The following is a 14,245-nucleotide window of genomic DNA, read 5'->3' as shown; positions in this document are numbered from 1 at the left end:
CTCTCCTTCGTTGCATCAATACTTATTCAGTAACGGCAGCAGAATGGCGCAGCCGACAAAGGCCATCACCACCAGGAACAGCAAACCGTTATCCATATTGCCGGTGGCGGCGATCAGCGCCCCCATCAGCACCGGTGCCAATGCGCCGGCAAAATTACCCAATCCGTTAAATACCCCGCCAGCGGTGGCGCTCACCCGGCTGCTGGTAGCCTTGGCCAACAGCGCAAAGATATTTGGCGCACCGGCTCCCCACATAAAGGTGCTGAAGGACATGGCGGCGATCACGCTGTAGGTGCCCTGCATATACAGAACGACACCCAAACCGATCCCGGCACCGCACAGCGAGATGAAACAGGCCAACGCGCGGCGATCCATTTTGTCCGACAGCCAGGCCCCCACCACCTCGCCAAGCAACATGGCAATAAACGGCAGTGATGACAGGTATCCCGCGTGCTCCAGATGAATGCCTTTGCCTTCGATCAGATAGCTCGGCAGCCAGCCGTTCATGCCCCACAGGTAGGTGAGAAACGCGATGTTAAACAGGCAAATCATCCAGAAATGCGGGGTACTGAACAGTTCGCGGCGCAGCTGTTTACGCTCGGCAACGGCCGGTTTACTGGTGGTGCTGGCCGCCGGACGTGCCACGTTAAGGTGACGCATACCAAACAGCACCAACAACATCACCGGCACGGTCAGAAACGCCATAAAGAAGAAGGTGGTTTCCCAGTTAAAGCGGCTGAGAATGAACAGCGTGACCGGGAAGCCCAGCGCAGCGCCAATCGGGGTCCCCAGCAGCCACAGCATGGTGGCACGCGCCTGGAGACGTTGCGGAAAAGCCTGGCGCACGATGGCATAGGCCATTGGCAACAGCGGCCCTTCGGCGATGCCCAGCAGGATACGCAGCGTCATCATGGTGTGATAAGAGCGCGTCATCCCCATCAGCACCATCAGTACGCCCCAGGTCACCATCATGCCAATCAGCACTTTGACCGGATTGAGCCGATCGCCAATGCCGCTCAACAGCATCGAAGAGAAGCCGTAGGAGAACAAAAAGGCGCTCATCAGCAGCCCGAGCCGGGTGGGATCAAAGCCGATGCCCATCGCCTGCTGAAACTCGTGGTCAGAAAACAGCGCGGCAATGCTGATCTTGTCGAAAAACGCCAGCAACACGCAGGCAAACAGGGCTGCCGGCACCGACCAACGCACGCTGGTTGGCGAATTTTCGGCAACAGCATCCCCCACCCGACCGCTGCGGGCGTCAATATCTTGCGTAGTCATAAAACGCTCCCTTTGGGTCGGGCGTTATTTCAACGCCATCAGAGAAAATTCCACATCCGCCAGTTGCTGCGGATCCAGTACCCGGCCGCTGGCCAGCCAGCGTTTACCCAGCTTGATGGTGCGCGCGTCGTTAAACGCCACCAGTTGCACCAGTTGCCGATCGGCATTCAGGGTGAAGAACAGTTGTGACTGCGGCGTACAGCGCACTATCTGGTGAACGCCGCCGGTAGGGACGCCAAGAATTTGGATATTGGCGTCGTATTGATCCGACCACAGCCAGGCAACATCATCGTAAGGTGCGGCAAACGCATCCAACATCGCGCAAGCGGTGCTGATTGCCTGATTCTGTGCGTAGGCCCAGGATTGCAGACACAGGCCGAGGGTGGGATGGCGCGCAACATCGCCTGCAGCAAAAATGGCTGGATGGCTGGTGCGCCCTTGCCCATCGACGACGATCCCGCCCTCAAGCTTTAGCCCAGCGCTGTGGGCAAGTTCCAGATTCAGTTCAACGCCAATGCCAACAACCACCAGGTCGAAGGGCTGCGCAGCACTGCTGGCGCTGCCAATCCAGGCTTCACCCTCGCGATCTTCAAGCGTGATTTCGCCGCAGTCGCAATGCACGGTGACGCCTTGCTGTTGATGCAGTTCCAACAACGCCTGGGAAACGCTGGCTCCTACGCTGCGCATACACAACGCGGGTTGGCGCTCAAACACCGTCACGTCAACACCCAGCTTGCGGGCCGAGGCGGCAATCTCCAGCCCGATCCAGCCACCACCAACAATCGCCAGCTTTTGGCATTGCTGTAAGCCCTGGCGCAAGCGTGCCGCATCATCCCAGGAACGCAGGGTCATCACTCGCGGGTGCTTGGCCCAGTTGGCATCAGGCAGGCGTGGTCGGCCACCGGTCGCAATCAGCAGCTGATCGAACTGCAGCTGGCTGCCGTCGCTGAGCGTGACGATTTGCTGCTGCCCGTCGATGGCTTCGGCACGTAGCGGGCGGTACCAGTCGATATTCATCCCGGCAACCACCTCTTCACTGAACAGGCGGCAGAGTGGCGCATTACCATCCAGCAGCGCCGCCTTGGAGAGCGGTGGGCGTTCGTAAAAATCATAAGGCTCGTCACTGATCACCGACAATCGGCCGCTATAACCGCGATCGCGCAGCGTTTTCGCTGCCCAGCCACCGGCCTGGCCGCCGCCGATAATGACAATTCCTGCACGGGTTGGTTGACTCATACCGCCCCCGGCTTCTTATGTTGGCGGCGGGTATCGTGATCGATACCGCCTTCGACCGCCCATTCGGTAAACGACACCAGCGAATGCTCCAGCTCACGCGGCTGCCAGTTTTCCGTCAGGTAGTCATCATTGGTGTAATACTCAAAGGCACCGCCGGTCGGGCTGTTGACGTACCAAAAATAGGCTGAGGAGATCGGGTGGCGGCCTGGGCCTATAAAGGTGCTCCACTGCTCTTTATTCATCGCGATGCCGCCGCCGATCACTTCATGGATATCGCGTACGGTGAAGGCGACATGGTTCAGGCCCCGTGGGCGGTTAGGCAGTTTCAGCAGGAACAGGTTGTGATGGCCACCGCGTGCCTGGGTGCGCAGGAAGACGGCGCGATCGATATAGCGGTCGGAAACCTGGAAACCGAGCAGATCGCAGTAGAAGCGTTCGGTAGCAGCCAAATCCTCAACGAAGAACACTACGTGGCCAATATTGACCGGCTCGGCTTTGGCATAAACCGGGCTAGGCTGGTCGATGCGGCGTACATCGCCCCATTGGTTGATCGGCGAAACGGGCAGCTCCACCGGTTGCTGCGCCGTAACGGCAAAACGCAGCGTCATACCGTTGGGATCGCGGCATTCCAACTCTTCGCCGACGTGGCGAAAGCCTGGCATCTGCGCCAACAGGGGTTGCAACGCAGCCAGCGCCGCAGGGCTTTCAACTGCCCAGGTCATACGGCGCAAGGTAGAACCCGCTTCAAACGCGGCCGGTAAGACCTCGCTGTCTTGCGGATACAGCACCACGCTAGCCCCGCTCAACGTGGTAAATTCACGGCGCGGTTCGCCCCAATGCTGTAGCGTCGGTTGCAGACCGAAGTCCTGCATAAACTTTTCGCACGTTGGCAGATCTTCAACGCCAAATTCCAGCTTTTCGATTCCGGTTATGCTCATTATTGTGCCTCACGTTCTCGCTGAATGCGTTTTTCAGGCATGATCGACCCCGGCCCATGAAGCTCATGAAGCTCATGAAGCTCATGAGTCTTATCCCTGCCTGAGTGATTGGTAGTGGCCGAATAGCTTCGCCCAAATTACAAAGCGTTCGGCCGGTTAGCCGACGTTAGCCTGCGGTGGCGCGCCCAGCAGGCCTGAAATTTTCACTGCGGCGTCCCGGACTTCCATGCGCAACCGCTCGCGATCCGCCTTTGGGATCTCATCGGACGGCACCATAATGCTGACCACCGCTTCCACCCGCTGCTCGCGGTTAAAGATCGGATAGACGATCGAGGAAATGCCGTGGCGGTAGAAGGATTCGCCAATCACATAGCCACGGGCCTTATCCTGCTGCACCATCTGCCACAGCGCTTCGCGATTGGCCGGTGTCCCTGGAGCCGCATCGGGCAAGGCTTCATGCGGGAACAGGCGTTCAAACTCTTCCCGGCTGGTGCTAGTCAGCAGCATCCGGCCAAGCGAGGTACGGTGCACCGGTAAACGGGTACCCACGCTGACCTGATTGATCTGCGAGCCAGCCGCGCTGACGCGGGCGATATAGATCACGTCATGCCCATCGCGGATCGCCAGATGGCTGCTGCATTGGCTACGATCGCGCAGCTGCTCGATCACCGGTTGGCCAGCCTGGGCCACGTCCAACGAGGCGATATACTCAAAGCCCAGGCGCAGCACTTTGATCCCCAACGCAAAGGTGTTGGTGCGCGGATTGCGCTCCAAAAAGCCCAGATGCTCCAGCGTTTGCACCACGCGGTAGGCAGTTGCCTTTGGCATATCGACCAGGCGATGTAATTCTGCAAAGGTCATTTCCTTATGCTGCTCGCCAAAGGCCAGCAGCAGTTGTAACCCGCGATCCAGCCCCGGGATCAGATATTTACACGCTTGATCGTCTGCCATGTGCTGCTCCTAAATGTTTGCCTGTCCGTCAGGCGGTCAGTTAAACACGAAACCACCGTTGACCGGTATCAGTTGGCCGGTGACAAAATCCGCCAGCGGCGACAGCAGATAGAGCACGCTACCGGTCACATCGTCCGGATGCTGTGCGCCTGCCAGTGCCCGGCCTTGCTCGTAAAGCTGATGCCGTTCGGCAGGGACGTATTCGGTGGCTTCAACGCGCGTCAGGCCCGGTGCAATGGCGTTGACGCAGATGCCCTGCGGCCCCAGCTCACGCGCCATGGAGCGGGTCATCGAGATGATCGCCCCTTTGCTCGCCACATAGGCCATCAGTTTCGGCGCGCCCCACAAGGCGGTATCCGAGGCAACATTGACGATTTTGGCGTGCGGCGTTTGGGCTAATAATGGCACCGCCGCCTGACTCACCAACCAGGTCCCTCGTACGTTGACCTGCATGACCTTGTCCCACAGCTCAATGTCGTATTCCATCATGGTTTTGCCACCGACACCGGTTGCCATCGCGGCGTTGTTCACCAGCCCGTCGATCGCGCCGCCCTTGGCAATCGCACTGAACGCCGCAGTGATGGATTGTGGTGAAGCCAGATCGATAACCTGAGCTTCAACCTGTGCCCCCTGCTCACGCAGGCTGGCGGCGCTGTCCTGCAACTCCTCCGCCAGGATATCGCACATCACCACGCTGGCCCCGGCCTGAGCCACCGCAGCGGCAAAGCTGCGCCCCAGCCCACGCGCCGCTCCGGTGACTACGATACGTTTTCCTGCCAGCAAGCCGCTCACTGTGCCGCCTCCAGCTCGCTGAGCGTTGCCAGCTGCTTTTGTGCCTCTTTCTGCATCATACGGCGCAGGCGGGAGAGACCCACGTCATGCTGATACAGGTATTCACGACCGCGCGCGTTCGGTGCCATGTTCTCCAGCACGATGCGATCCTGCTCCAGTACGTCCCAGTGCAGTTCTTCAAGACGGTTGCGGTACATAAAGCGCCATGCGTCACGCTGCCAGTCTTTCACTTTGCGGATACGCCAGAAGAATACCCGGCAGTGGTCTTTATCTTCCGGCACCACCATCCCGATGATCCAGAAGTGGCCGCCCGGCCCAAAACGCTTTTTGTAAGGGATCGACAGGCGCATCCAATAGGCACCGCTGCTGCCAAATTCGACCCAGTCGAAGTTCACGCCAATCTGGCCGTTCTTTTTAAAGATGAAACCGCTGTCGGTCGGTTCCAGCGCCATATCGGCCTTGCGATCCCCTTCCGCCATCGAATGCGATGAGGAGTGCAGGTAGGTGCCATGCATCGGATCCATCACGTTTTCCAATGCGTATTGATAGTTGCAGTCCCAGCTGGCGGTACACAGGAAGTTGCTATAGTTGGCCTCATCAGCGAGTTCCTGCGGGAAGCTCAGTTCGGCAGGCTGTTCGTCGGCAGTAACGCCGAAATACAGGAACACCGCACCGTAAGCCTCTTTTGCCGGGTAGGATTTCAGGCATTTCTGCCCTACCAGCGGGCAACGGTCCACCGCTGGCACATCTTTAACCTCGCCATCGCCACCCACTTCAACGCCGTGATACCAGCAGGCAATGCGATCGCCAAGGTTCCAGCCCATCGACAGGCGCGCGCCACGATGCGGGCAACGATCTTCCAGCGCGTGGATCGCCCCTTGTTTATCGCGCCACACCACGATCTGTTGTTCAAGACGGGTGATGCCCACCGGGTTGTTACCCACTTCCCAACTGGCCAATACCGGATACCACATACCGCGCAGGCCCTGATCCAGATAGTCTTGTACCGTCTGCGCGGAGGATGCTGTGTTTGCTGTCATTGTCCTTCTCCCTGTGCGGCTCAGAAACCGTTGACGTGTAGGAATTCGCGGAACGTGGCTTCATTCCATGGCTGACCACTGCGATCGAACAGGCGACGCTGATTGAGCGCGCTGACGATCTGTTCCAGCTCCTCAGCCCCTTGCTCGAAGATCTCTTCCAGCGCGGCTACCAGCGAGGTTTCAAACCCATCAGGCACGCGTGCCCGGGTTTGCCAGATCACATTCTGAAACTGGCCGGGTTGGTGGATTTGGCCGTTGCCGCCCTCACGCGCCGGGATCACCTGTTGGGTATCCGGCAGCCAAGGGTTGAAATCGGTAATGTGCTGCATGCTTATTCCTCCGCGATAAAGGTGATTTGGATTTGATTGTCGATCACCCGGGTAGGGTAGGTTTGCAGATCACGGCCACCGGGTTCGCGCAGGCATTGGCCGCTACGCACATCGAACACCGCTTCGTGCAGTGGACATTCCACTTTTCCGTCATCAACAAACCCTTGGCTGAGCAAGGCATAGGCATGCGGGCAAACGTCTTCCAGCGCGTAATATTGACCGTCGATCAAATAGACGCCGACCTCTTTTCCCTCAATATTGGCGGAGAAAGGAAAATCTTCTTTAACTTGAGACACTTCGCACACGTTCTTCCAGCTCATTGCTTCTGTCCTCTATCTGATTGTTTCATATATGAAACTCAGTTTCTTATTTAATACAGTCACTATAGGTATGGCGAATCTTTCGTCAAGCCAGCAAAGGGAAGAATGTTAATGATTGGTTATTTTAAAGTTACAACTGCGGAGTGGATCACGAAAAAATGCACTGGGGGTGAAAACAAAGCAAAACGGCCCCAGTCATCAAGACTGAGGCCGTTTAATCCGTAGTGATTGGCAGAAAACGCCGACTTAGCGCCCTTTCTTTTTGCGCCCTGGCTGAGCAAAACGCTTACGCGCTGGTGCTTGACTGCCCGCTTTATCTGCGGATTTCTGCCCGCCGCTCGACGGTTTTTTCACCGCAGGCTTGGGCTTGGCCGCTTTCTTGGTCGGTTTGGCCTCTGAGGACGAGTCCTCGATCAACTTAAACAACTCAACCAGTTCGTCGTCCGTCAGATCGCGCCATTCCCCTAACGGCAGCCCAGACAGGCCCACGTTCATGATGCGGGTGCGCTCCAGCTTGGTCACCTCATATCCAAAATGTTCACACATGCGGCGGATCTGGCGGTTAAGCCCCTGCACCAGCACGATACGGAACACAAAGGGGGCTTCTTTCTTCACCTTGCATTTCTTGGTCACCGTGCCCAGCATCGGCACTCCGGCACCCAAACCACGAATAAAATCGTCGGTCACCGGTTTGTTAACCGTGACCAGATATTCCTTCTCGTGATCGTTACCGGCACGCAGGATCTTGTTCACCAGATCGCCGTGGTTGGTGAGGAAGATCAGCCCCTGCGAGTCTTTATCCAAGCGTCCGATCGGGAAGACACGGGTGCTGTGGTTGACGAAATCGACAATATTGTCTTTCTCACCGTCTTCGGTGGTGCTGACGATACCCACCGGCTTGTTCAGCGCAATAAAAATCAGGTTGTCTTCGTTACGGGGTTCAATAAGCTGCCCGTTAACCTTGACCACGTCGCCAGCGAATACCCGATCGCCGAGCGCCACGCGCTTACCGTTGATAAAAACATTGCCCTGTTCGATGTAACGATCGGCATCGCGACGCGAGCAGATGCCGCTCTCGCTAATATATTTGTTGAGGCGTATAGATGGTTTAGTCAGCACGGTTCCTCCGTAAACGCGAAATACACTTTATCTTCACGGCAATATTTTCATGATGGGGTGCGGGAGATTCGGGGCGCAGCATACAGCGCCCCTCCCCATCCAGCAATCTGACTATGCCTGCTTTTTGGACGCTTGCAGATACAACATTTCCAGGCCCAGCGTTGCCGCTGCCAGTGCGGTGATCTCAGACTGGTCGTAAGCCGGGGCCACTTCTACCACATCCATGCCGACAATGTTCAGCGATTGCATACCACGCACCAGTTTCAGGGCGCGATCGGAGGTCAGGCCGCCGATCACCGGGGTGCCGGTGCCAGGTGCGAACGCCGGATCCAGGCAGTCGATATCGAAGGTCAGATAAACCGGCATATCGCCAACGATCTGTTTGATCTGCGCCAGCAGATCGTCCACGCCACGATCGTTAACCTGAGCAGCATCCAGTACGGTGAAACCGTTGTCACGATCGAACTCGGTACGGATACCGATTTGCACGGAGTGATTGGGATCGATCAGGCCTTCGTTCGGCGCATGGAAGAACATGGTGCCGTGGTCAAACTTGCTGCCGTTGGCATAGGTGTCGGTATGGGCATCGAAATGCACCAGCGCCATTTTGCCAAAATGCTTGGCATGTGCGCGCAGCAGCGGCAGCGTAACGAAGTGGTCACCGCCGAAAGAGAGCATGCGCTTGCCAGCTGCCAGCAGTTTTTCTGCGTGCGCCTGCAGCTTGTCGCTCATATCCTGGGCATCACCAAAGTTGAATACCACGTCACCACAATCGACCACGTTCAGACGATCGCGCAGATCAAAGTTCCACGGCCAGCGCGCCCCTTCCCATGCCAGATTGGTAGAAACCTGGCGGATCGCCGCAGGGCCATGACGCCCACCGGCGCGGCCGGAGGTAGCCATATCAAAAGGAACACCGGTGATCACCCACTCTGCATCGCTATCGTAAGGCATAAAATTCAGCGGAAAGCGCAGGAAACCAAAGGCGTTGGACACTAAGGAATTATCGGGCTGATGGCCTAAGGTACTCATATTTACCCTCATTTTTCAACGGTTCGCCCGTAGCCGGACGCTTGGGCGGTAGCAAAAAAAAATCCCTCCCGCGTCGTTAGCCCGACGAGAAAGGGATTTATTCGATGTCTGTTTCAATGGGTAGATTATCGCCGCAATTGGTTCACTCTTCAAGGTGCCCGTTGTCAGCAGATGCAGAAGAAGGGGCAACCAGCCTTCCGGCGACGAGTTCGACCACTCGATCGGCAGAGGCTATCGTCTCTGGCCGGTGAGCGATCAGTAAGATGGTTAGACCCAGATTGCGCAAAGTGCTGCCGATCAGGACTTCATTGGTGACATCAAGATGGCTGGTTGCCTCGTCCAGGATCAGTAACCGTGGGCGTTTATATAATGCCCGGGCCAACAGCAGGCGCTGCTTTTGGCCCCCCGATAACGAATTACCCATTTCCCCAATCAACGTCTGGTAGCCCATCGGTAACGCGATGATATCCTCATGCAACTGTGCCAGTTGAGCACAGTGTTGCGCCCAGTCCAGATCGCTGTGTTGAGAGAAAAAGGTGATGTTGTCGAGTATTGCCCCACGGAATAGCCGATCCTCTTGCATCACCGCACCGATCATTTGGCGAACCTGCCGATAGCCCGCATGATGATGATCGATGCCAAACACCTGCAACCGCCCGGCCGTTGGCGGGTAAAGCCCCAGCAGGATCTTCGCCAGAGTGGTTTTCCCGCAGCCGGAGCGGCCTACCAACGCCACCACTTCCCCAGGCATGATACGCAACGCCGCTCCAGCCAGGATAGCGTTACCTCCCTGGCCGTAGCTGAAGGTGATATTTTCCAGTTCCACCACCGGGCGATCCTCTCTCTGCGCGGGGACGGCTAGAGATCCCGCCACCTGAGCGCCGCCCTCCTTCTGGGTCAGCACAATATCTGCCAGCCGTTCGTTATAGACATCCAGCATGCGCCAGGCAAATGCCTTATCGATCAGGCCATTGATACTGGCGGAAAAACGCCCTTGAAATGACATATACGCCACCAGCATGCCGATCGAAAACGAGCCCGACAGCACCGAATTGGCACCAAACCACAGTACCGCCGCGCTCACCAGGCTACCGATGATCTGGTTAATGATGTCGTAGCCGATGGCCAGCTTATGCTCACGCAGTTGGCTATTGCGTCTGGCGATATTCAGGTTACGCCAGGCCGATTCCCGCTGTGCCAGCGCCCCGTTAACCCGCAGGCTGAGCATGCCATGCAGCGTTTCCAGAAAGTGGCTTGATTCCAGGGTGCCCGCCGTCCAACTGTCTTCTGCCGCCCGGCGCAGGGTGCGAAACCATAACACACGTAATAAGCCATAAATCAGTGCTGCACCTAGCGCCAGCATGGATAACGGCACGCTGTAGAGCAACATCATGCCCAAGGTACCAACCACCAGCAATACGTCCAGCAGCGCCTCAAGGATGCTGGTGGTGAGCGTATCCTGAATGGTATCGACCGCATCAAACTTGGCGCTGACATTGCCAATGTCACGCTTCTCAAACCAGTCAATCGGCAGACGCAGCAGGTGATGGAACACGTTGGCCGTCCACTGCATATTGAAATTGACCGCCATGGTGATGGTGGCCCATTGCCGGGCCAGGCCAATCAACGTCTGGGTCGCACTCATCAACAGCATGGCAATGACAATCAGCACCAACAGGCTATCATCCAGCGCCACCAGGACTTCATCGATCACGATCTGATTGATCAGCGGGCTAAGCAAGGCCAAGACTTCCAACGCCAGGGCAAAGCAGAAAATGCGCGCCAGCGCAGCCTTCAACCCTACGGTTTTACCAACCAATTCGGTTAGCCGCACTTTCTTGCGTTCGTCACGCTGCTCAAAGTCATGGGTTGGCGTCAGTTCCAGCGCGACACCGGTAAAATGACGGTTAGCCTGTACCAACGACATGTTAACCGCCCCACGTGCCGGATCGTGCAGTTCTATCTCGTTGCCACGGACCCGTTTAAGCACCACAAAGTGGTTGAGATCCCAGTGCAAAATGCAGGGCACGGTCAGTTGGCTGAGCTCCTCCAGCTCTAAACGTACCGCACGACCTGTCAATTTCAGGATCTGAGCGCACTCCATCAAATGCACGAAAGTCATGCCCTGCGTCGAAACACTGAATCTTGCACGCAGGCTGGGCAGATCAATACGGTAACCGTGCCAACCGGCGACCATCGCCAGACAGGCTACCCCACACTCCGCCGACTCGGTTTGACGGATCAACGGCAAGCGGCGGCGCCAATGCAAATTCAGGTGCAAATGCTCGGTCCATTCCATGGCTATATTTTTCCTTGCAGGCTCCATAACGGTTCCAGCAGCCATTCGTACAGCCGCCGCTTGTCCAGCTCGATATCTGCGGCCACCACCATCCCGGTGCGCAGTAATTCCTGACGGCCATACACGGTCACGCTGGGTTTATCTGGCACGACAATCACCCGGTAATGCCCCTCGTTTTCTTTCCACACCACCGGGTTATGTGGCATGACATCCGTCGGGCTGAGGCTGATGCGGGTCACTTCCCGCGTGGTGCCATACTGCACACCAAATTTTTCATAGGGATAGGCCGCGAAACGCAGGCCAACGCGCTGATGAGGTTTGATAAACCCAACGGACTTGCTCGGCGCATACAGCTCAATCTGCATTTGGGCCGCCTGTGGCACCAACGTTAACAGCGGTTCATTTTGGTTGACCGTTTGCCCCGCCTTGACCAACACTGCAGCAACACGCCCAGCCACCGGAGCGGCCAGCGTGCTCTCCTCCTGCGATTGCAGTTCTATCTGTTGCTGCCGGATCCCTTGAAGTAACCGGTCCAGCTCCGCCCGGCGGCTTTGCCCCTGTTGCAACAAACTTCCCTGCTCCGTTTCAACCGAGGTCAACTCACGCTTCAGACGCTGCTGTACTTGCCGCTGGTTTTCGACATAACCTTCCGCAGCTGCCAGTTCAATCTGCTTTTGCTGATACTCAAGCTCGGAGACATACTTCTGGCGAACCAAACGTTGATAACGCTCCATCATCGAGCGGGTTAATGCTGCCTGGCGCAGCGTTTGTCTCAGAGCCTCATCGGCGCTGCGCAGTTCATCCTTCAATTGGCCTGCCCGCTGCCGTAATCCCTGTATCTGCAGGGTATTGGCGGCAACCTCCTGATGCTGTTGCTGTACCAACATCTGATACTGCTGCGCCAGGGAGTTCTTCAGCGTCGCCAAGGTGGCCAAACCCTGGCCGTCATAGCGTTCGCCACTTAGCCGATAAAGTAATTGGCCTGCTGCAACCTCATCGCCTTCTTTAATCAGCAAAGCCTCAACCCGCCCTTGCGTACGCGCAACCACTTTGACGACACCGGTTGAAGGCATCACAACACCTTCCAGACGGGCTTTACGGGTATATTCACCGCCAATTAAAAAAGCGATTAATGCAGCCACCAACAGCACGCTGGCACAGGCATAAAGCGTCATATTCGGGCTAGGGGAAATCAAAATCCCCCCTTCGGATCGCGTGACCTGGGCGGCCAAATAGGCCTGGCGGTAGAGACGCTGATAATTACGCGTCACGAGATTGAAACAGCTAATTTTATCGTCTTAATGGCGATATAACGTTGTTCTGGCAATCTATTATTAACCATAAACATTACCGCTCCCTGCAAATGAAATTAATAGTGATTATTACCAATAGATACTTGAACATTAGTTATTAAATTAAAAGCAACACTTGATTTTCTAACAGAGATTTTCTTTAACCAAAAAACTTACCAAAATAAAAAGAACAACTCAACAACACCGTAAATTATTATTAATTGATTGATAACGTAAAATAAATAAGTAAAAGCCATCTTCGGGGAGATGGCTTGAGGCTACAGGAAGAATTTTACTGGCTAATAGATTACCAACGATAACAACAGAGACCGTTATTATTTCACTAACACCGGATCTGCACGATATTGCGTTGGGAACAGCTGCTGTAACTGTTTTACCTTCGGCAAATCATTCACCACGATATAGGGCTGGTCCGGATTGAGGGTGAGATAGTTTTGGTGGTAAGCCTCGGCAGGATAAAAGTGACCATCGTCCTCAATGCGGGTCACCAGCGGTTTGGCAAAGCGCTTACTGGCATCCAGCTGTGCAATATAAGCCTTGGCAACCTGCTGTTGTGACGCCGTCAGTGGGAAAACGGCTGAGCGATATTGCGTGCCGCTGTCCGGCCCTTGGCGATCGAGTTCGGTTGGGTTGTGTGCTACCGAAAAATAGATTTGCAGCAGTTGGCCATAGGTAATCTGCTGTGGATCAAAGGTGATCTGCACCGACTCTGCGTGGCCGGTATCCCCTCCACTGACGGCCTCATAATTAGCCGTTTGTGCCGCACCTCCGGTATAACCCGATATGGCATTGGTCACGCCTTTAACGTGCTGGAACACCCCTTGCACGCCCCAGAAACAACCGCCGGCAAAGATCGCGGTTTCCGAGCGCGATGTCGTCGGCGCTTCGTCTTTTACCGGCGCAGGGATCGCTACCGCCGCCTCGGCATCACCCAGTGGCCAGGCTACGCTCTGCAAACAGAACCCGGCGGCAACCACTATCGCGCCCCATATGCCATATTTACCTAGCGATGGCAGCATTTTGTCTACGTTTCTCATGTTATTCCTCACTATTCTGGTTAGGCAGGGCTTGGTGTGAACAGCATGGCGATGCCATTCATGCAGTAGCGCAAACCGGTGGGTTGCGGGCCATCGTCAAATACGTGCCCCAAATGCCCGCCGCAGCGGCTGCAATGCACCTCTTCGCGAACCATGCCCAGCGTTCGATCCTTACGCGTCGCCACCGCCTGTTCGAGGGGTTGCCAGAAACTGGGCCAGCCGGTATGGCTGTCAAACTTGGTGTGGGAAGAAAACAGCGCCTGCTGGCAACCCGCACAGGCAAACTGACCATCGCGGTGCTCATCGTTAAGCGGGCTGCTGTAAGGGGGCTCTGTGCCTTCCTCGCGCAAAACCGCATATTGGCTGGCAGAGAGCCGTTGCCGCCATTGTTCTGCGGTATAGTTGACGGCAAACGACTCCGCCATTGCCGAACGAGAAAAAAGGGCAGGCAGCAGGCCCACGGCATAGGCCACAGAGAGTGCCCCACCGCCCAGAATAAAATACCGTCTGTTGATCATCATCGTTACCTCTGGTGCTATTCACCGACAATGACAAACTACA

Annotated in this window: 14 protein-coding genes; all 14 read right to left on the bottom strand. The window is 56.3% G+C overall.

Features of this window, described 5'->3' with window-relative positions; all coding sequences use genetic code 11:
- Window positions 1-15: 15 nt before the first annotated feature.
- A complete protein-coding gene (locus ACX9GU_RS04685; protein ID WP_021806229.1) occupies window positions 16-1,278 on the bottom strand; it encodes an MFS transporter in 1,263 nt (420 codons plus the stop codon).
- 24 nt (window positions 1,279-1,302) lie between these two features.
- Window positions 1,303-2,514 (bottom strand): NAD(P)/FAD-dependent oxidoreductase, encoded by a 1,212-nt coding sequence (locus ACX9GU_RS04680; RefSeq protein WP_473193993.1) that lies wholly within the window; start codon window positions 2,512-2,514, stop codon window positions 1,303-1,305.
- Window positions 2,511-3,452 carry a VOC family protein gene (locus ACX9GU_RS04675; protein ID WP_021806231.1) on the bottom strand — a complete coding sequence of 314 codons (942 nt, stop codon included), beginning with the start codon at window positions 3,450-3,452 and terminating at the stop codon, window positions 2,511-2,513. The genes ACX9GU_RS04680 and ACX9GU_RS04675 overlap by 4 nt, the downstream gene beginning before the upstream one ends.
- Window positions 3,453-3,608: 156 nt before the next feature.
- Window positions 3,609-4,403 carry an IclR family transcriptional regulator gene (locus ACX9GU_RS04670; RefSeq protein ID WP_021806232.1) on the bottom strand — a complete coding sequence of 265 codons (795 nt, stop codon included), beginning with the start codon at window positions 4,401-4,403 and terminating at the stop codon, window positions 3,609-3,611.
- Window positions 4,404-4,439: 36 nt separating this feature from the next.
- Window positions 4,440-5,195, bottom strand: coding sequence for an SDR family oxidoreductase (locus tag ACX9GU_RS04665; RefSeq protein WP_059201723.1), 756 nt, complete (start codon window positions 5,193-5,195; stop codon window positions 4,440-4,442).
- Complete coding sequence (locus ACX9GU_RS04660) at window positions 5,192-6,235, bottom strand: aromatic ring-hydroxylating oxygenase subunit alpha (protein WP_021806234.1); 1,044 nt, start codon at window positions 6,233-6,235, stop codon at window positions 5,192-5,194. Before ACX9GU_RS04660 ends, ACX9GU_RS04665 begins: the two co-directional genes overlap by 4 nt.
- A gap of 20 nt (window positions 6,236-6,255) precedes the next feature.
- Window positions 6,256-6,564: a recombinase-like helix-turn-helix domain-containing protein gene (locus ACX9GU_RS04655; RefSeq protein ID WP_024484370.1), complete on the bottom strand. Its 309-nt coding sequence runs from the start codon at window positions 6,562-6,564 to the stop codon at window positions 6,256-6,258.
- Window positions 6,565-6,566: 2 nt separating this feature from the next.
- Entirely contained in the window at window positions 6,567-6,884 is a 318-nt protein-coding gene (locus ACX9GU_RS04650; RefSeq protein WP_021179759.1) for a Rieske (2Fe-2S) protein, read from the bottom strand.
- Window positions 6,885-7,130: 246 nt separating this feature from the next.
- Complete coding sequence (gene rluF, locus ACX9GU_RS04645; RefSeq protein ID WP_473193992.1) at window positions 7,131-8,003, bottom strand: 23S rRNA pseudouridine(2604) synthase RluF; 873 nt, start codon at window positions 8,001-8,003, stop codon at window positions 7,131-7,133.
- 111 nt (window positions 8,004-8,114) lie between these two features.
- Complete coding sequence (speB, locus tag ACX9GU_RS04640) at window positions 8,115-9,035, bottom strand: agmatinase (protein WP_021179757.1); 921 nt, start codon at window positions 9,033-9,035, stop codon at window positions 8,115-8,117.
- A gap of 142 nt (window positions 9,036-9,177) precedes the next feature.
- Window positions 9,178-11,334, bottom strand: coding sequence for a peptidase domain-containing ABC transporter (locus tag ACX9GU_RS04635; RefSeq protein WP_473193991.1), 2,157 nt, complete (start codon window positions 11,332-11,334; stop codon window positions 9,178-9,180).
- A 2-nt stretch (window positions 11,335-11,336) separates the two neighbouring features.
- The gene (locus ACX9GU_RS04630; protein WP_473193990.1) at window positions 11,337-12,605 is read right to left on the bottom strand and encodes an HlyD family secretion protein; all 1,269 of its coding nucleotides are present in this window, start codon (window positions 12,603-12,605) and stop codon (window positions 11,337-11,339) included.
- Between the two features lie 356 nt (window positions 12,606-12,961).
- Entirely contained in the window at window positions 12,962-13,684 is a 723-nt protein-coding gene (gene msrA / locus ACX9GU_RS04625) for a peptide-methionine (S)-S-oxide reductase MsrA (RefSeq protein ID WP_473193989.1), read from the bottom strand.
- A 20-nt stretch (window positions 13,685-13,704) separates the two neighbouring features.
- On the bottom strand, window positions 13,705-14,205 hold the full coding sequence (gene msrB, locus ACX9GU_RS04620; protein ID WP_473193988.1) for a peptide-methionine (R)-S-oxide reductase MsrB: 501 nt from the start codon (window positions 14,203-14,205) through the stop codon (window positions 13,705-13,707).
- Window positions 14,206-14,245 lie beyond the last annotated feature (40 nt).

The sequence above is a fragment of the Serratia sp. K1WW1 genome (assembly GCF_055790865.1).
This window is presented reverse-complemented; position numbering and strand designations above follow the sequence as displayed.